Source organism: Labedella gwakjiensis (assembly GCF_003014675.1).
Lineage (GTDB): Bacteria > Actinomycetota > Actinomycetes > Actinomycetales > Microbacteriaceae > Labedella > Labedella gwakjiensis.
Window position 1 is genome coordinate 2,708,861 of record NZ_PYAU01000001.1, and the last position, 13,124, is coordinate 2,721,984.

Consider the following 13,124-nt stretch of genomic DNA (forward strand, 5'->3'; position numbering starts at 1 on the left):
GCTCTGCCACGTTATCAGAATCCGCGTGGGCTCCCCGACAGTGCGGGGGAGGGGTGACGCGCCCGTGTGGCCCGGTCATATGCTCGCGGAATGACCGACGCTCCCACCGGCTCGTTCCGCGAGATCCTCCGCGAGATCCCCACCCGTCCCACCGAACAGCCGGAGCTGCGAGCGGCCGACGTTCCGAGCGATCCGCTGCTGCTCCTCCGCGACTGGCTGGAGCAGGAGGCCGAGCGGGAGACCCCGGTCGCCCACGCCTTCGCTCTCGCCACCGTGTCGCCCGAGGGTGAGCCGCAGGCGCGGACCGTGATCCTCAAGGACCTCGACGACGCCGTGTGGTTCGCCACCCCGTCGACGAGTGCCAAGGGCGTCGCGCTCGCACACACGCCCGTCGCCGAGGCCGTCTTCTATTGGGCGAAGACGGGGCGGCAGGTGCGGGTGCGCGGCTCGGTCGCTCCGGCCCCGCGGGACGTGTCGGAACAGGACTTCCGTGCGCGTCACCCGAAGGCACGCGCCGGCGTGATCATCGGCCGGCAGGGGACGGAGCTCGACGACCCGTCCGAGGTGGAACGGCTCCGCGACGAGGCGCTCGCCGCGATCGAAGAGAACCCCGACGAGGTGCCCGAATCGTGGACGGCCTACAGGCTCGAGCCCGACCATGTAGACGTGGTGCAGCTCCGACCGGCGAGCGACGGAGAGCGGGTCGAATATACCCGCAGCGAGCACGGATGGTCAGCCCGCGACCTCTGGCCGTGAGGAAGCGATCCGGGCCGGCGGCGCTGTTGGCCTCCGGCCCCGCATTGGGGGTGCGCGGCGACGGAGAATCCGGTTCCCCAACCCACTCCGAACGGTCCCTCGTGGCTACGATTAAAGCGGTTATGGTGCACACGTGAGCAACGTGGCAACGGAAGACGAGCGGTGGATCGAGTTCTCGAAAGAGCTCGGCGCCAACCTCGCGCGACTTCGGGAGGCTGCGGGCTGGAGCCAGGAGAAGCTGGCGCATCGCGCGGGAATCTCCACCTTCACGTACAGAAAGTTAGAGAACGGAGAGTCGAACCCGGGAACGCCTGCCAACCCCCGGCTGAAGACTCTCGTCATGCTCGCCACTGCACTCGACGCCCCCCTGGGAGAGATCCTGCCCCCAGAGGTCCCTGCAGCACGTCGGTGAACAACGGAAGCGCCGCGTATCGGCCGTGAGACCGGGTGCTCTGACGTTCGCCCCGATCGGAGAGTCGTGAAGTGTCCCCCCTGGTGCCTCACGCACCGAGAAACGGCGACGAGGGATGAGGAGTGGCACGTGAGTCGTTCCTGGGAGGTCCCGGTGGTCGTCTCCCGCCCGTTCGTTCCGGAGGAGCACATCGTGCGGCTGGCCAGAGGAGATCAGCTGGACGTGGTCATCGCCCAGCATCGTTCCGATCAGGAACCGTGGATCGCCATCGCGGCGGAGGAGGCCGGCGGGGGAGAGCTCGTCATGAGTCTCGAGAGCGCAGACCGTCTGGCCCGAACGATTCTCGAGACCCTCGTCTCGGTGCGGAAGTGAGCTCTTCACCCCTGCTTTCACCCCCAAAATGGGTGGAAAACATGCGCATGTATACATGTTAGTTTGACCGGAGTGCCCTTGAGGGCTGTGAACCCGGAGACTCGACATGCCCTTGTTCAGCCGCGTCGGTTCCCGACGGTCCGCGCTCGCGCGAGTTCATCTCGTCGGGACCTATCACCCGCGCACGGGATGGTCGGTCTGCCCGCGTCGGGCTCGACTGACCCCCGGAATCGTCGCCGACCTGCACGAGCAGGGCGTGAGTCTCCTGCGCGTGCGCAGACGCCGGGCCGTGGAGGAATTGTCCGTCTCCCGCCTGATGGAGGAACCGGTCACCCGCGCGACGGGCCGGGCCTGGTGAGTCGCCCGTCTATGGCGGTCGATCGAGCGAAGTCCCATCGCGTCGTCATGCTCGCGAGCGTCGAGTACGACGGCCATTCCGCGGAGATCGTGCGGCTCCGCCGTCCCGACTGGCACCTCGAGATCTGCTCGTCGCGTGCCGAGCTGCTGGAGGCGGTCCTGGAGCGACCGGCGATGGTCCTCATCGACGCATCGGCGCTTCCGATCGCAAGCCTGCAGCGCACCATCCACCGCCTCAAGATCGTCGGGGCGATGCCCGTGATCCTCGGTACCCGTCGAGCGGTGGACGGCTGCCCGATGCTCGAACTCTCGGACGACTGGACCATCCTCGACACCATGCTTCTCGACGCCTCGCGTTAGCGGACGAACGCCCCGCGTCGACGGGGAGGGGAGAGGTGCCCGGAACGGTATCCGGGGTGCCGAGAGCGTGTGAGGATGGGACGATGCCAGCCACCGTCACCTCGATGCTCGAATTCCGGCTCGCCGCGCCGAGCGACGTCATCCTCTCGATCGCCGTCGCCGCTGGCACACCCATCCAGCACGAGTCGCTCACGGTGTTCGGCAACGGGCTTCAGCACCCCGTCCACGAGGTCGCAGGCCGTCACGGCACACGACTCCACCGCTTCTGGGCACCGGCCGGTTCGTACCGCGTCGACTACCTCGCCGCCGTGCTCGCCCAGCGCCCGATCGAACAGGCTGTCGAGCTCGACATGATCGAGTATCTGCGGCCCAGCCGCTACTGCGAGTCGGACGAGCTCTACGGCTTCGCGTCCTCCACCTTCGGTCACCTCGCGGGCGGCCAGCTCGTGGACGCGATCGGCTCGTGGGTGTCGGAGAACTTCCGCTACGTCCCGGGTTCCACGTCGGGAACGGACAGCGCGGCGACCACGATCCAGAGCCGTCAGGGCGTGTGCCGCGACTACGCCCACACCGTCGTCGCCCTCCTGCGCGCTCGCGACGTTCCGGCGCGCGTCGTCGCCGTCTACGCCCCGGGCGTCTCGCCCATGGACTTCCACGCCGTCGCCGAGGCCTGGGTGGACGGGCGGTGGATCGTCATCGACGCCACCCGGCTCGCACCCCGCGCGTCGTTCGTGCGCATCGCCACGGGCCGAGACTCGGCCGACATCGCCTTCCTCACGAACCACTTCGGCGCTCTCACGCTCGACCGCGTGCACGTGACGGCAGTGGCCGACGTGCTCCCGTTCGACGACTACCGCTCGCCGTACAGCATCGGCTGATTCCTCCGCCACCGAAGAGGGGTGGGTGCTTCGCCTGCGATGCTCAGCGGGATCGTTTGCGCCGCGCTCGCAGGCGCAGGCTCGCGATCGCGTAGGCGAGCGTGAAAGGCATGATCAGCAGAAGAGGGAGCCAGGATCCGACACGGTCTGTGTTGACGAACAGATTGAAGAAGGAAAGGGCCAGGCCGAGGGTCGCGATGACGAGGGCGAACCATGCGAACACGGGATGCCATGGCCTGATGTACTCCACCCCTGAAGGGTACCCCGGTAGCGTGAGCGCTGATTCCGTCCCGCTCGGTCGCGTCTAGGACGCGTCGCCGAGGTTCGCCAGGATCGCGGTGATGAGGGGCTCAGCGTCGGCCGCCTCGATGAACATGGGACTCGAGAGCACGATCCAGCGGCCGGCCGCGAACACCTGGGCCGTGCCGACGGATCCATCGACGTCGAAGTACGCCTGCACCTCCGGCGGGCTGCTGATCTCCCCTGCGAAGGTCGCGTCGGCCTCGGCCGAGGCCTCCAGGTCTGCGAGAGCGGTATCGCCGGGTACGGCCACCGCCACATCGATGCCGAGGTTCGAGGTGTCGTTGCTCCAGCGGCACACCGTGCCCTCGAGGGATGCGGCCTCGGCTGCGAGACTTCCCTCGGTGGGAGCAGGCGCGGCGACGGCGCTCATGTTCGAGTTGTAGGCGTAGATGTCGTCGGCCGTGAGGATCTCGCCGCACTCGGGTCCCGGCTCGCCCAGATCGGGCTGCTCCGACGGGGGGAGCGTTCCGCTCGGGGTGGAGGTGGCGGAGGGCCCTCCCGTAGGGCCGACCGGGCCGGGCTCGGGTGCGCAACCGCTCAGCATCCCGACCGTTCCCGCGACGAGCGCGGCGAACAGGAGCGGACGGAAGCGGGGGCGGCGGAGCGAGGTGTCGATCATCCTGGTCTTTCGTGAGGGGGCACGCCGACGATAACAATCGCGCAGCGTGCAACCCTGCAGGCGCGAGGAGGGGAGCCGGATCGGTCGCCGCGGCCGGATAGAATCGACCCCCGTGACCCCTGCTGACCTCGCCAAGACCCTGTTCGACCTCGTCCTCCCCCTCGCGGAGCGACGTCAGGTCGGCTCGTCGGCGTCGATCACGCCCGAATCCGTCACCATCGAGCGCCCGAAGAATCGGGAGCACGGGGACTGGACGTCCAACCTCGCGATGCGGCTCGCGAAGCCGCTGGGCGCCAACCCGCGCGAGCTCGCCACCGAGCTCGCGGAGGGACTCGCGAACGTCGACGGCATCGATTCAGCCGAGGTCGCGGGCCCCGGTTTCATCAACATCCGCTTGTCCGCGTCGGCGGCCGGCGTGCTCGCGAAGACCATCGTCGACGCGGGCGATGCCTACGGCCGCGGCAGCCTCTACGCAGGCATACCCATCAACCTCGAGTTCGTCTCGGCCAACCCCACGGGTCCCATCCACATGGGCGGCGTGCGGTGGGCTGCCGTCGGCGACTCGCTCGCTCGTGTGCTCCAGGCGGAGGGCGCGTCCGTCACGCGCGAGTACTACTTCAACGACCACGGCTCGCAGATCGACCGCTTCGCCCGCAGCCTCCTCGCCCACTACCTCGGCGAGCCCACGCCGGAGGACGGCTACGGCGGCGCGTACATCGGCGAGATCGCCGAGCGGGTCGTCGCGGAGTACGACGGAGACATGGCGGCGCTCGACCGGGAGGCGCAGCAGGAGGTCTTCCGCTCGCACGGCACGCAGCTGATGTTCGACGAGATCAAGGCCAAGCTCCACGGGTTCGGCGTCGACTTCGACGTCTACTTCCACGAGGACCACCTCCACGAGTCCGGGGCTGTCGGCCGCGCCATCGAACGGCTGCGGGCGCTCGGCCACGTCTTCGAGGAGGATGGCGCCGTCTGGCTGCGCACCACCACCTTCGGCGACGACCGCGACCGCGTGATCATCCGTAGCAACGGCGAGCCCGCGTACATCTCCGGCGACCTCGGCTACTACCTCAACAAGCGCGAGCGCGGCTTCGAGCAGAACCTCATCATGCTCGGCGCCGACCACCACGGCTACGTCGGCCGGATGATGGCCATGGCGGAGGCCTTCGGCGACACCCCTGGCGAGAACCTCCAGATCCTCATCGGCCAGATGGTCAACCTGCTGAAGGACGGCGAGCCCGTCAAGATGTCGAAGCGCGCCGGCACGATCGTGACGCTCGACGACCTCGTCGACGCGGTGGGAGTGGACGCCGGTCGGTACGCGCTCGTGCGCTCGTCGAGCGACTCTCCGCTCGACATCGACCTCGATCTCCTCGCGAAGCGCTCGAACGACAACCCCGTCTTCTACGTTCAGTACGCGCACGCCCGCACGAGTGCCGTCGACCGGAACGCCGCGAGCGTCGGCGTCGATCGTTCCGCCTTCGCGCCCGAACTGCTGGAACACGAGACGGAGTCCGCTCTGCTCGGCGCGCTGCAGGAGTTCCCGCGGATCGTCGCGCAGGCCGCCGAGCTGCGCGAACCGCACCGCATCGCGCGCTACCTGGAAGAGGTCGCCGGCCTGTATCACCGCTGGTACGACAACTGCCGCGTGCTGCCCATGGGGGACGAGCCCGTCTCGGACCTCCACCGCACGCGCCTTTGGCTGAACGACGCGACGGGGCAGGTCATCCGCAACGGTCTCGGCCTCCTCGGGGTCTCCGCGCCCGAGCGGATGTGACATGACCGACGACTTCTTCGTGGCCCGGCCCGTCGAGAAGAACCCGAGCCGCGGACGGCGATGGGTCATCGGACTGGTGGTCGCCATCGTGCTGCTCGTGCTCGGGATCGTCGCGCTGATCGCCGGAGACGGGATCGCGCGCAACATCGCGGAGGACGTCGTCAAGACTCAGGTGGAGCAGAAGCTGCCCGAGACCGTCGAGGCCGACGTCGACGTGTCGATCGAGGGCGACTGGGTCATCGTGCAGCTGCTGAGCGGCACGCTCGAACGGGTCGTCCTGAGCGACGACGCCGCGGTGATCGACGGCGTACCGATGGGTCTCGAGGTCACGGCGTCGAGGGTCCCGACCGACATCGAGCAGCCCGTCGGACGCGTCGACGCCGTCGCCACCCTCGATGAGGACGCGCTCAACTCCTTCGTCGAGATGCCCGGGAACGACCCGACGCTGCAGTTCGGCGACGGCACCCTGGCGTACGAGGACGGCACGGCCCTCTTCGGTCTCCGGATCTCCTACCTCCTGCGGGTGATTCCGGAGGCCGCGGGCACTTCGCTCGTGTTCACGCCGGACTCGGCGGAGGTCACCACCGACCTCGGCACGATCGATCTGCAGTCGGTGCTCGACCTCATCGTCGGAGACGCTCCCGTCACGGTGTGTGTCGCGAACTACCTGCCCGAGGGCGCCCAGCTCACGGGCCTCGAGGTGGCCCCCGACGCGGCGGAGCTCTCGCTCGGCATCTCGGACGTCGTGCTCGACGGTGCCCTTCTCGACTCCCGCGGCACCTGTGGATAGTCGCCGGCCCACACGTCGATCCCCGTCCCGCCGCGTGGCATACGCGCCTCGATAGACTTCCCGAAACCCGATCGTCCTCTCTCTCCACCTCGTTTCCACCCGACAGCTCCCTCCACCGACAGTTCTCTCCACCGACAGGCATCTCTCGTGGTCTCAGCACAGCACGCCCCCGCTGCGGGCGGCCCGAATCCGCTCGCGCCGGCCTGGCTCGACGTCCCGGCCGACGTGAATGATCTCGTCGACGGCGTGTGGCCGCAGGAGGCCTCGCGGCGCGACGACGGGGTCGTCGAGATCGCCGGAGTCGCCGTCACCGACCTGGCCGCATCGTTCGGCACCCCGCTGTACGTGGTCGACGAATCCAGCGCGCGCGCCAACGCCGCGCGCATCTCCACCGCGCTGAACGACGCGATGACGTCGATCGGATCGAGCGCCGGCTGCTACTACGCCGGCAAGGCGTTCCTCTCGGCCGACGTCGTGCGGTGGATGCTCGAGGCGGGGCTCGGCGTCGACGTGTGCTCGGGCGGCGAACTCGCCCTCGCGCTCGCCGCGGGGGCGCCGCCCGCCCGCATCGGCTTCCACGGCAACAACAAGTCGCAGACCGAGATCGAGCGCGCCGTCACGAGTGGGGTCGGCACGATCGTGCTCGACAGCCTCCAGGAGATCGAGCGCGTCGCGGCTGCAGCCGAGCGGCACGGCGTGCGGCAGGGTGTCCGCCTCCGCATCAACTCCGGCGTGCACGCTCAGACGCACGACTTCCTCGCCACCGCCCACGAGGACCAGAAGTTCGGCCTCACACTCGAGGCCGCCGAGAGTGCCGTCGCGGCCATCCGCTCCCATGCCTCGCTCGACTTCGTCGGCCTGCACTGCCACATCGGTTCGCAGATCTTCGACGCCGGCGGCTTCTCCGAGTCGGCTCATCGTCTCCTCGCGGTGCACGCGCGGTTGCTCGAGGGCGGACCCGTCCCCACGCTCAACCTCGGAGGCGGTTTCGGCATCGCCTACACGGCGGCCGATCGCCCCACACCCATCGAGACCATCGCGGCGCAGATCGCCGAGACCGTCGCGGCCACGTGTTCGGAGCTCGGCATCCCCGTGCCCGCGCTCGCGTTCGAACCCGGGCGCTCCATCATCGGCGGCGCCGGCGTCACGCTCTACACGGTCGGCACCACGAAGGACGTCACGGTCGAGGTCGGCGTCGACCCCGACCTCGGTACCGGCGCCGGAGCCGAGGGTGCGACAGACGGAGCGGCAGCGGCGGTTCCCGACACCGAGGCGGTCGGAAGCAGCGCCGTCCGACGCTACGTGAGTGTCGACGGGGGCATGAGCGACAACGCTCGCCCGTCCCTCTACGGCGCGGACTACACGGTGCGCGTCGTGGGCCGGGCCTCGGCATCCGGGCCGCAGCTCGTACGCCTCGCCGGAAAGCACTGCGAGTCGGGCGACATCGTCGTGAACGCCGACTACCTCCCGGCCGATGTGAGCCCAGGAGACCTCGTGGCCGTGCCGGCGACGGGCGCCTACTGCTTCTCGCTCGCGAGCAACTACAACTTCCTCACCAGGCCGCCCGTCGTCGCCGTGCGCGACGGACGAGCGCGGATCCTCGTGCGCGGAGAGACCGAAGACCAGCTGTTGGCGCGCGACGCCGGATTGGATGCACGATGAGCGAGACCCGCAGCCTCCGAGTGGCCCTGCTCGGGGCGGGAACGGTGGGCGCGCAGGTGGCACGCCTGCTGCTCGAACACCACGACGAACTGGCCGCGAGGGCCGGAGTGCCCATCGACCTCGTCGGCATCGCCGTGCGCGACGTGACCGCTACGCGCTCCGTCAACCTCCCCGCGGAGCTCCTCACGACCGATGCTGAGACGCTCATCCAGGGCGCCGACATCGTCGTCGAACTCATGGGCGGCATCGAGCCGGCGAAGTCGTACATCCTCGCGGCCATCGGCTCGGGGGCCGACGTGGTCACGGGCAACAAGGCGCTCCTCGCCGAGCACGGCGCCGAGATCTTCGCCGCCGCCGCCCAGGTGGGCGCCGAGGTGTACTACGAGGCCGCCGTCGCGGCCGCCATCCCGATCATCCGCCCCCTGCGCGACAGCCTCGCGGGCGACCACGTCGAACGCATTCTTGCGATCGTGAACGGCAGCACCAACTACATCCTCGACCGGATGGACCGCTTCGGCGACAGCATGGAGGATGCCCAGCGGGTGGCCCTCGAGCTCGGCTATCTGGAGGCCGACCCGACGCTCGACGTCGAGGGCTTCGATGCCGCCCAGAAGGCCGCGATCCTCGCCGGTCTCGCCTTCCACACCTCGGTCCCCGCCGCGGCCGTCCACCGCGAGGGCATCTCTGCGATCACCCTCGCCGACGTGGAGTCGGCGCGAGAGGCCGGCTTCGTCATCAAGCTGCTCGCCATCGCCGAGCGCATCACCGACGAGGACGGACTCGAGGGCGTCTCGGCGCGCGTGCATCCGGCTCTCGTCCGACGAGACCACCCGCTCGCCACCGTCTACGGCGGCAACAACGCGGTGTTCGTCGAGGCCGAGGCTGCCGGTCCGCTCATGTTCTACGGCGCCGGGGCCGGGGGAGTGCAGACCGCTTCAGCCGTGCTCGGCGACATCGTCTCCATCGCGCGGCGGCACATCGCCGGCGGTGTGGGCGTGGGCGAGTCCGTCGCGGCCGACCTCGCCGTCCTCCCCATCGGGGCGGCGCAGACCCGGTACCGCATCAGCCTCGACGTCGAGGATCGTCCCGGTGTGCTCGCCGAGCTCGCGGGCATCCTCGCCGACCGCGGGGTGTCGGTGGAGACCCTGCGGCAGACCGCCAACGGCGCCGTCACGGCCGATGGCCTGGCCACCGAGGCCGACGGCGGCACGGCCACCCTCGTGATCGGAACCCACACCGCCCGCGACGCCGCTCTCGCGGCTGCGGTCGAGGCTCTCTCCGCGTCAGGCGCCGTCGCGTCGGTGCGCAGCGTCCTCCGAATCGAAGGGGCCTGACGGTGATGGTGCAGGGGCGCGGAATCGCGCACAGCCTGCGGGCGGAGGCGTCGGCGTGAGCCTCGTCGGCCGCCGCGTCGCCGTCCGGGTGCCGGCGACCACGGCCAACCTCGGTCCCGGATTCGACACCCTCGGCCTCGCATTGTCGGTGTACGACGAACTCGTCGTCGAGGCCGTCGATCGACCGGGCGTTCGCGTCACCGTCGAGGGGGTCGGTGCCGGACAGGTGCCCACCGACGAGACCAACCTCGTCGCGTCCTCCCTTCTCTACGCGCTGAAGGCCATGGGGATCGACGAGGTCCCCGGTCTCGACCTCCGCGCGCGCAACACCATCCCTCACGGTCGCGGCATGGGGTCGTCCGGCGCGGCCGTGGTCTCGGGGATCGTGGCGGCGAAGGGACTGCTCGAGGGCACCGTCGACGTCGACGACGAGACCCTCCTGCGGCTCGCCACCGAGATCGAGGGCCACCCCGACAACGTCGCGCCCGCGCTCTTCGGCGGCCTCGCGATCGCGTGGACCACGAGCTCGGGTCCCGCGCAGAAGACGCTCCTCGTGCACCGCAGCGTCTCGCCGCTCATCCTCGTGCCCGAGACCACGCTTTCCACGAAGGTCGCCCGTGGACTGCAGCCGGAACACGTGCCGCACGAGGACGCCGTCTTCAACGTGTCTCGGTCGGCGCTCCTCATCGCCGCGCTCACCCAGAGCCCCGAGCTCCTGTTCGCGGCCACCGAGGACAAACTCCACCAGAGCTACCGCGCGTCCGCCATGCCGGAGACCGCGAGCGCCGTCGCGCTGCTCCGCGAACACGGGCTGCCGGCCGTCGTCTCCGGCGCGGGTCCCTCGGTGCTCGTCCTCGCCAACGGCGCGGGGGAGCGGCTCGAGGCTGCGGATCTTATCGCGCGACACGCTGGTTCGCACTGGGCTCCGCTCATGCTGGCCGTCGACGTCAAGGGTGCTACAGTTGAATTGATCCCGGGCGATACCGTCTAGCACGCGAATCACCCGCTCGGATCGATTCCACTCACTCATCACCTTCGCTCTGGTCGATGCGCCCGCGCCCTCTTGCGCGGACATCCCGGCAGCGTGCTTCGAGAGGCAGTGCTCTCTCCAGGCCGACGCCGGGCCGTTTCACCGGCGAACGGCTCTCCTCTCGTGGTCATCGACCACACCGTAGGAGAAAGGAAAAATCTCCAGTGTCAGACGTCAGTCTCCGCGAACGTATCGCGGACAACAGTGTCGCAATCGGATCCCTCAAGGTCGCCGAACTCAAGCAGTTGGCCGCCGAATGGGGCATCTCCGATGCATCCAAGCTCCGCAAGGGCGAGCTCGTCGAGGCGATCAACGCCGCTGCGGCCCAGTCCGAATCGGGCTCCGAGTCGCCGGCCACCGAGCCGGCAGTCGCCGAGCAGGCAGCCCCGACGGAGGCGAGCCTCGCCACCGCCGGCGTCGCCACCGAGGTGGACGTCGATGAAGCGAACGCCTCCGAGGCGCAGGCCGAGGCAGCACCCGCCGCATCCTCCGCTCCGGTCGAGGCCGTGACGGCCCCCACCACCGGCCGTCGCCGCGGTTCGCGCCGCGCGACGAGCGCGGACGTCGAGCGTGGCGCCGTCGCCGCCGCCGGCCACGTGAACGCCGATCAGCCGGCTCAGATCCCGGCGGCTCCCGCCGAGCAGGCCGTCGAGACCCCGTCGTTCGACGCCGGGACCCCCGAGACCACGACCGCCGACGCCGCCCCGGCGACGACGGACGCTCCCGCCGAGCAGGGCGACGCGTCGTCCGAGAACGGCGAGCAGCAGAACGGCGGCGAGGGTCGCGAGCGTCAGAACAAGCGCGGCAACCGTCGCGGACGAGGCCGTCGCAACTCCTCCGACGAGCAGCAGGACCAGCAGCAGGCAGACGAGCAGCCCGAGCAGGACGCTCAGCCCGCCGAGCGCGCCGAGCAGAACGACGGCGAGGAGCAGCAGCCCCGTCAGGGACGCTCGCGCGGACGCAGCCGCAACCGCGGCGGCGACCAGAACGCCCAGAACCAGAACGCCCAGAACCAGAACGGCCAGGGCAACCAGAACGGCCAGGGCCAGAACGCTCAGGGCCAGAACGCTCAGGCCGACAAGCCGCAGAACGAGCGCGGCCAGGGTGGTCAGAACGAGCAGCAGGGTCGCGACAAGAACCCCCAGCAGGGCGGCCGCGGCAACTCGCAGCAGCAACAGCAGCAGGACGACGCCGAGGGCCGCGGCCGCGGGCGTTACCGCGACCGCAAGCGTCGCGGTGGCGAGGACGCCGAGCCCGAGATCTCCGAGGACGACGTCCTGATCCCCGTCGCGGGCATCCTCGACGTGCTCGACAACTACGCCTTCGTGCGCACCTCCGGCTACCTGCCGGGCACGAATGACGTCTACGTGTCCCTCGGTCAGGTCAAGAAGTACAACCTGCGCAAGGGCGACGCCGTCGTCGGCGCCATCCGCCAGCCGCGTGAGGGCGAGAACAACGCTCGTCAGAAGTACAACGCGATCGTCAAGGTCGACAGCGTCAACGGCCAGCCCGTCGACGAGGCCGGCACGCGTGTCGAGTTCGGCAAGCTCACCCCGCTCTACCCGCAGGAGCGCCTGCGCCTCGAGACGGAGCAGGGCAAGCTCACGCAGCGCATCATCGACCTCGTCGCACCGATCGGAAAGGGCCAGCGTGGCCTCATCGTCGCGCCCCCGAAGGCCGGCAAGACGATCGTGCTGCAGCAGATCGCCAACGCGATCTCGATCAACAACCCCGAGGTCCACCTCATGGTCGTTCTCGTCGACGAGCGCCCCGAAGAGGTCACCGACATGCAGCGCACGGTGAAGGGCGAGGTCATCGCCTCCACCTTCGACCGCCCCGCGGAGGACCACACCACGGTCGCCGAGCTCGCCATCGAGCGTGCGAAGCGCCTCGTGGAGCTCGGTCACGACGTCGTCGTGCTGCTCGACTCGATCACCCGCCTGGGTCGTGCGTACAACCTGGCCGCTCCGGCGTCCGGGCGCATCCTCTCCGGCGGCGTGGACGCCTCGGCGCTGTACCCGCCGAAGCGCTTCTTCGGAGCCGCGCGCAACATCGAGAACGGCGGATCGCTCACCATCCTCGCGACGGCGCTCGTGGAGACCGGGTCCAAGATGGACGAGGTCATCTTCGAGGAGTTCAAGGGCACCGGCAACTCGGAGCTGCGCCTCTCGCGTCAGCTCGCCGACAAGCGGATCTTCCCGGCCGTCGACGTGAACGCGTCGTCCACGCGTCGCGAGGAGATGCTCCTCTCGAACGACGAGGTCAAGATCACTTGGAAGCTGCGTCGTGCCCTCGCCGGCCTCGACCAGCAGCAGGCTCTCGAGGTCGTCCTCGGCAAGCTCAAGGAGACGAGCTCCAACGTCGAGTTCCTCGTCCAGATGCAGAAGTCGATGCCGCAGCCCGCGGCCAACGGCCACAGCCACGGTCACGAGCGCGACCACCGCTAGCGACATCACCGAACCCACCCGGATCCG

General features: G+C 69.5%; 14 protein-coding genes. 12 read left to right on the forward strand and 2 right to left on the reverse strand.

Annotated elements, in window-relative coordinates; genetic code table 11:
- Positions 1 to 90: 90 nt before the first annotated feature.
- The 6 genes from CLV49_RS12705 (at position 91) to CLV49_RS12725 (ending at position 3,135) form a co-directional block, all read left to right on the forward strand.
- Positions 91 to 756: a pyridoxine/pyridoxamine 5'-phosphate oxidase gene (locus CLV49_RS12705; RefSeq protein ID WP_106563865.1), complete on the forward strand. Its 666-nt coding sequence runs from the start codon at positions 91 to 93 to the stop codon at positions 754 to 756.
- 133 nt (positions 757 to 889) lie between these two features.
- A complete protein-coding gene (locus tag CLV49_RS12710; protein ID WP_243696584.1) occupies positions 890 to 1,168 on the forward strand; it encodes a helix-turn-helix domain-containing protein in 279 nt (92 codons plus the stop codon).
- 129 nt (positions 1,169 to 1,297) lie between these two features.
- The gene (locus CLV49_RS12715; RefSeq protein ID WP_127054274.1) at positions 1,298 to 1,540 is read left to right on the forward strand and encodes a hypothetical protein; all 243 of its coding nucleotides are present in this window, start codon (positions 1,298 to 1,300) and stop codon (positions 1,538 to 1,540) included.
- Positions 1,541 to 1,646: 106 nt separating this feature from the next.
- Entirely contained in the window at positions 1,647 to 1,898 is a 252-nt protein-coding gene (locus CLV49_RS18200; RefSeq protein WP_127054272.1) for a hypothetical protein, read from the forward strand.
- Positions 1,899 to 1,909: 11 nt separating this feature from the next.
- Positions 1,910 to 2,257 carry a hypothetical protein gene (locus tag CLV49_RS12720; RefSeq protein WP_106563867.1) on the forward strand — a complete coding sequence of 116 codons (348 nt, stop codon included), beginning with the start codon at positions 1,910 to 1,912 and terminating at the stop codon, positions 2,255 to 2,257.
- An 83-nt stretch (positions 2,258 to 2,340) separates the two neighbouring features.
- The gene (locus tag CLV49_RS12725; RefSeq protein WP_106563868.1) at positions 2,341 to 3,135 is read left to right on the forward strand and encodes a transglutaminase-like domain-containing protein; all 795 of its coding nucleotides are present in this window, start codon (positions 2,341 to 2,343) and stop codon (positions 3,133 to 3,135) included.
- Between the two features lie 43 nt (positions 3,136 to 3,178).
- Here CLV49_RS12725 and CLV49_RS12730 read toward each other — a convergent pair whose 3' ends face one another.
- Both CLV49_RS12730 and CLV49_RS12735 read right to left on the reverse strand, forming a co-directional pair.
- Complete coding sequence (locus tag CLV49_RS12730) at positions 3,179 to 3,385, reverse strand: hypothetical protein (RefSeq protein ID WP_127054270.1); 207 nt, start codon at positions 3,383 to 3,385, stop codon at positions 3,179 to 3,181.
- A 54-nt stretch (positions 3,386 to 3,439) separates the two neighbouring features.
- A complete protein-coding gene (locus tag CLV49_RS12735; RefSeq protein ID WP_106563870.1) occupies positions 3,440 to 4,057 on the reverse strand; it encodes a hypothetical protein in 618 nt (205 codons plus the stop codon).
- Between the two features lie 112 nt (positions 4,058 to 4,169).
- Here CLV49_RS12735 and argS point away from each other — a divergent pair, with 112 nt between their 5' ends.
- The 6 genes from argS (at position 4,170) to rho (ending at position 13,097) form a co-directional block, all read left to right on the forward strand.
- Positions 4,170 to 5,834 (forward strand): arginine--tRNA ligase, encoded by a 1,665-nt coding sequence (argS, locus tag CLV49_RS12740; protein ID WP_106563871.1) that lies wholly within the window; start codon positions 4,170 to 4,172, stop codon positions 5,832 to 5,834.
- 1 nt (position 5,835) lies between these two features.
- A complete protein-coding gene (locus CLV49_RS12745; RefSeq protein WP_106563872.1) occupies positions 5,836 to 6,624 on the forward strand; it encodes an LmeA family phospholipid-binding protein in 789 nt (262 codons plus the stop codon).
- Positions 6,625 to 6,771: 147 nt separating this feature from the next.
- Positions 6,772 to 8,286: a diaminopimelate decarboxylase family protein gene (locus tag CLV49_RS12750; RefSeq protein WP_106563873.1), complete on the forward strand. Its 1,515-nt coding sequence runs from the start codon at positions 6,772 to 6,774 to the stop codon at positions 8,284 to 8,286.
- Positions 8,283 to 9,620 (forward strand): homoserine dehydrogenase, encoded by a 1,338-nt coding sequence (locus CLV49_RS12755; RefSeq protein WP_106563874.1) that lies wholly within the window; start codon positions 8,283 to 8,285, stop codon positions 9,618 to 9,620. The genes CLV49_RS12750 and CLV49_RS12755 overlap by 4 nt, the downstream gene beginning before the upstream one ends.
- Positions 9,621 to 9,675: 55 nt before the next feature.
- A complete protein-coding gene (gene thrB, locus CLV49_RS12760) occupies positions 9,676 to 10,611 on the forward strand; it encodes a homoserine kinase (protein ID WP_106563875.1) in 936 nt (311 codons plus the stop codon).
- Between the two features lie 203 nt (positions 10,612 to 10,814).
- Positions 10,815 to 13,097 carry a transcription termination factor Rho gene (gene rho / locus CLV49_RS12765; RefSeq protein WP_106563876.1) on the forward strand — a complete coding sequence of 761 codons (2,283 nt, stop codon included), beginning with the start codon at positions 10,815 to 10,817 and terminating at the stop codon, positions 13,095 to 13,097.
- Positions 13,098 to 13,124 lie beyond the last annotated feature (27 nt).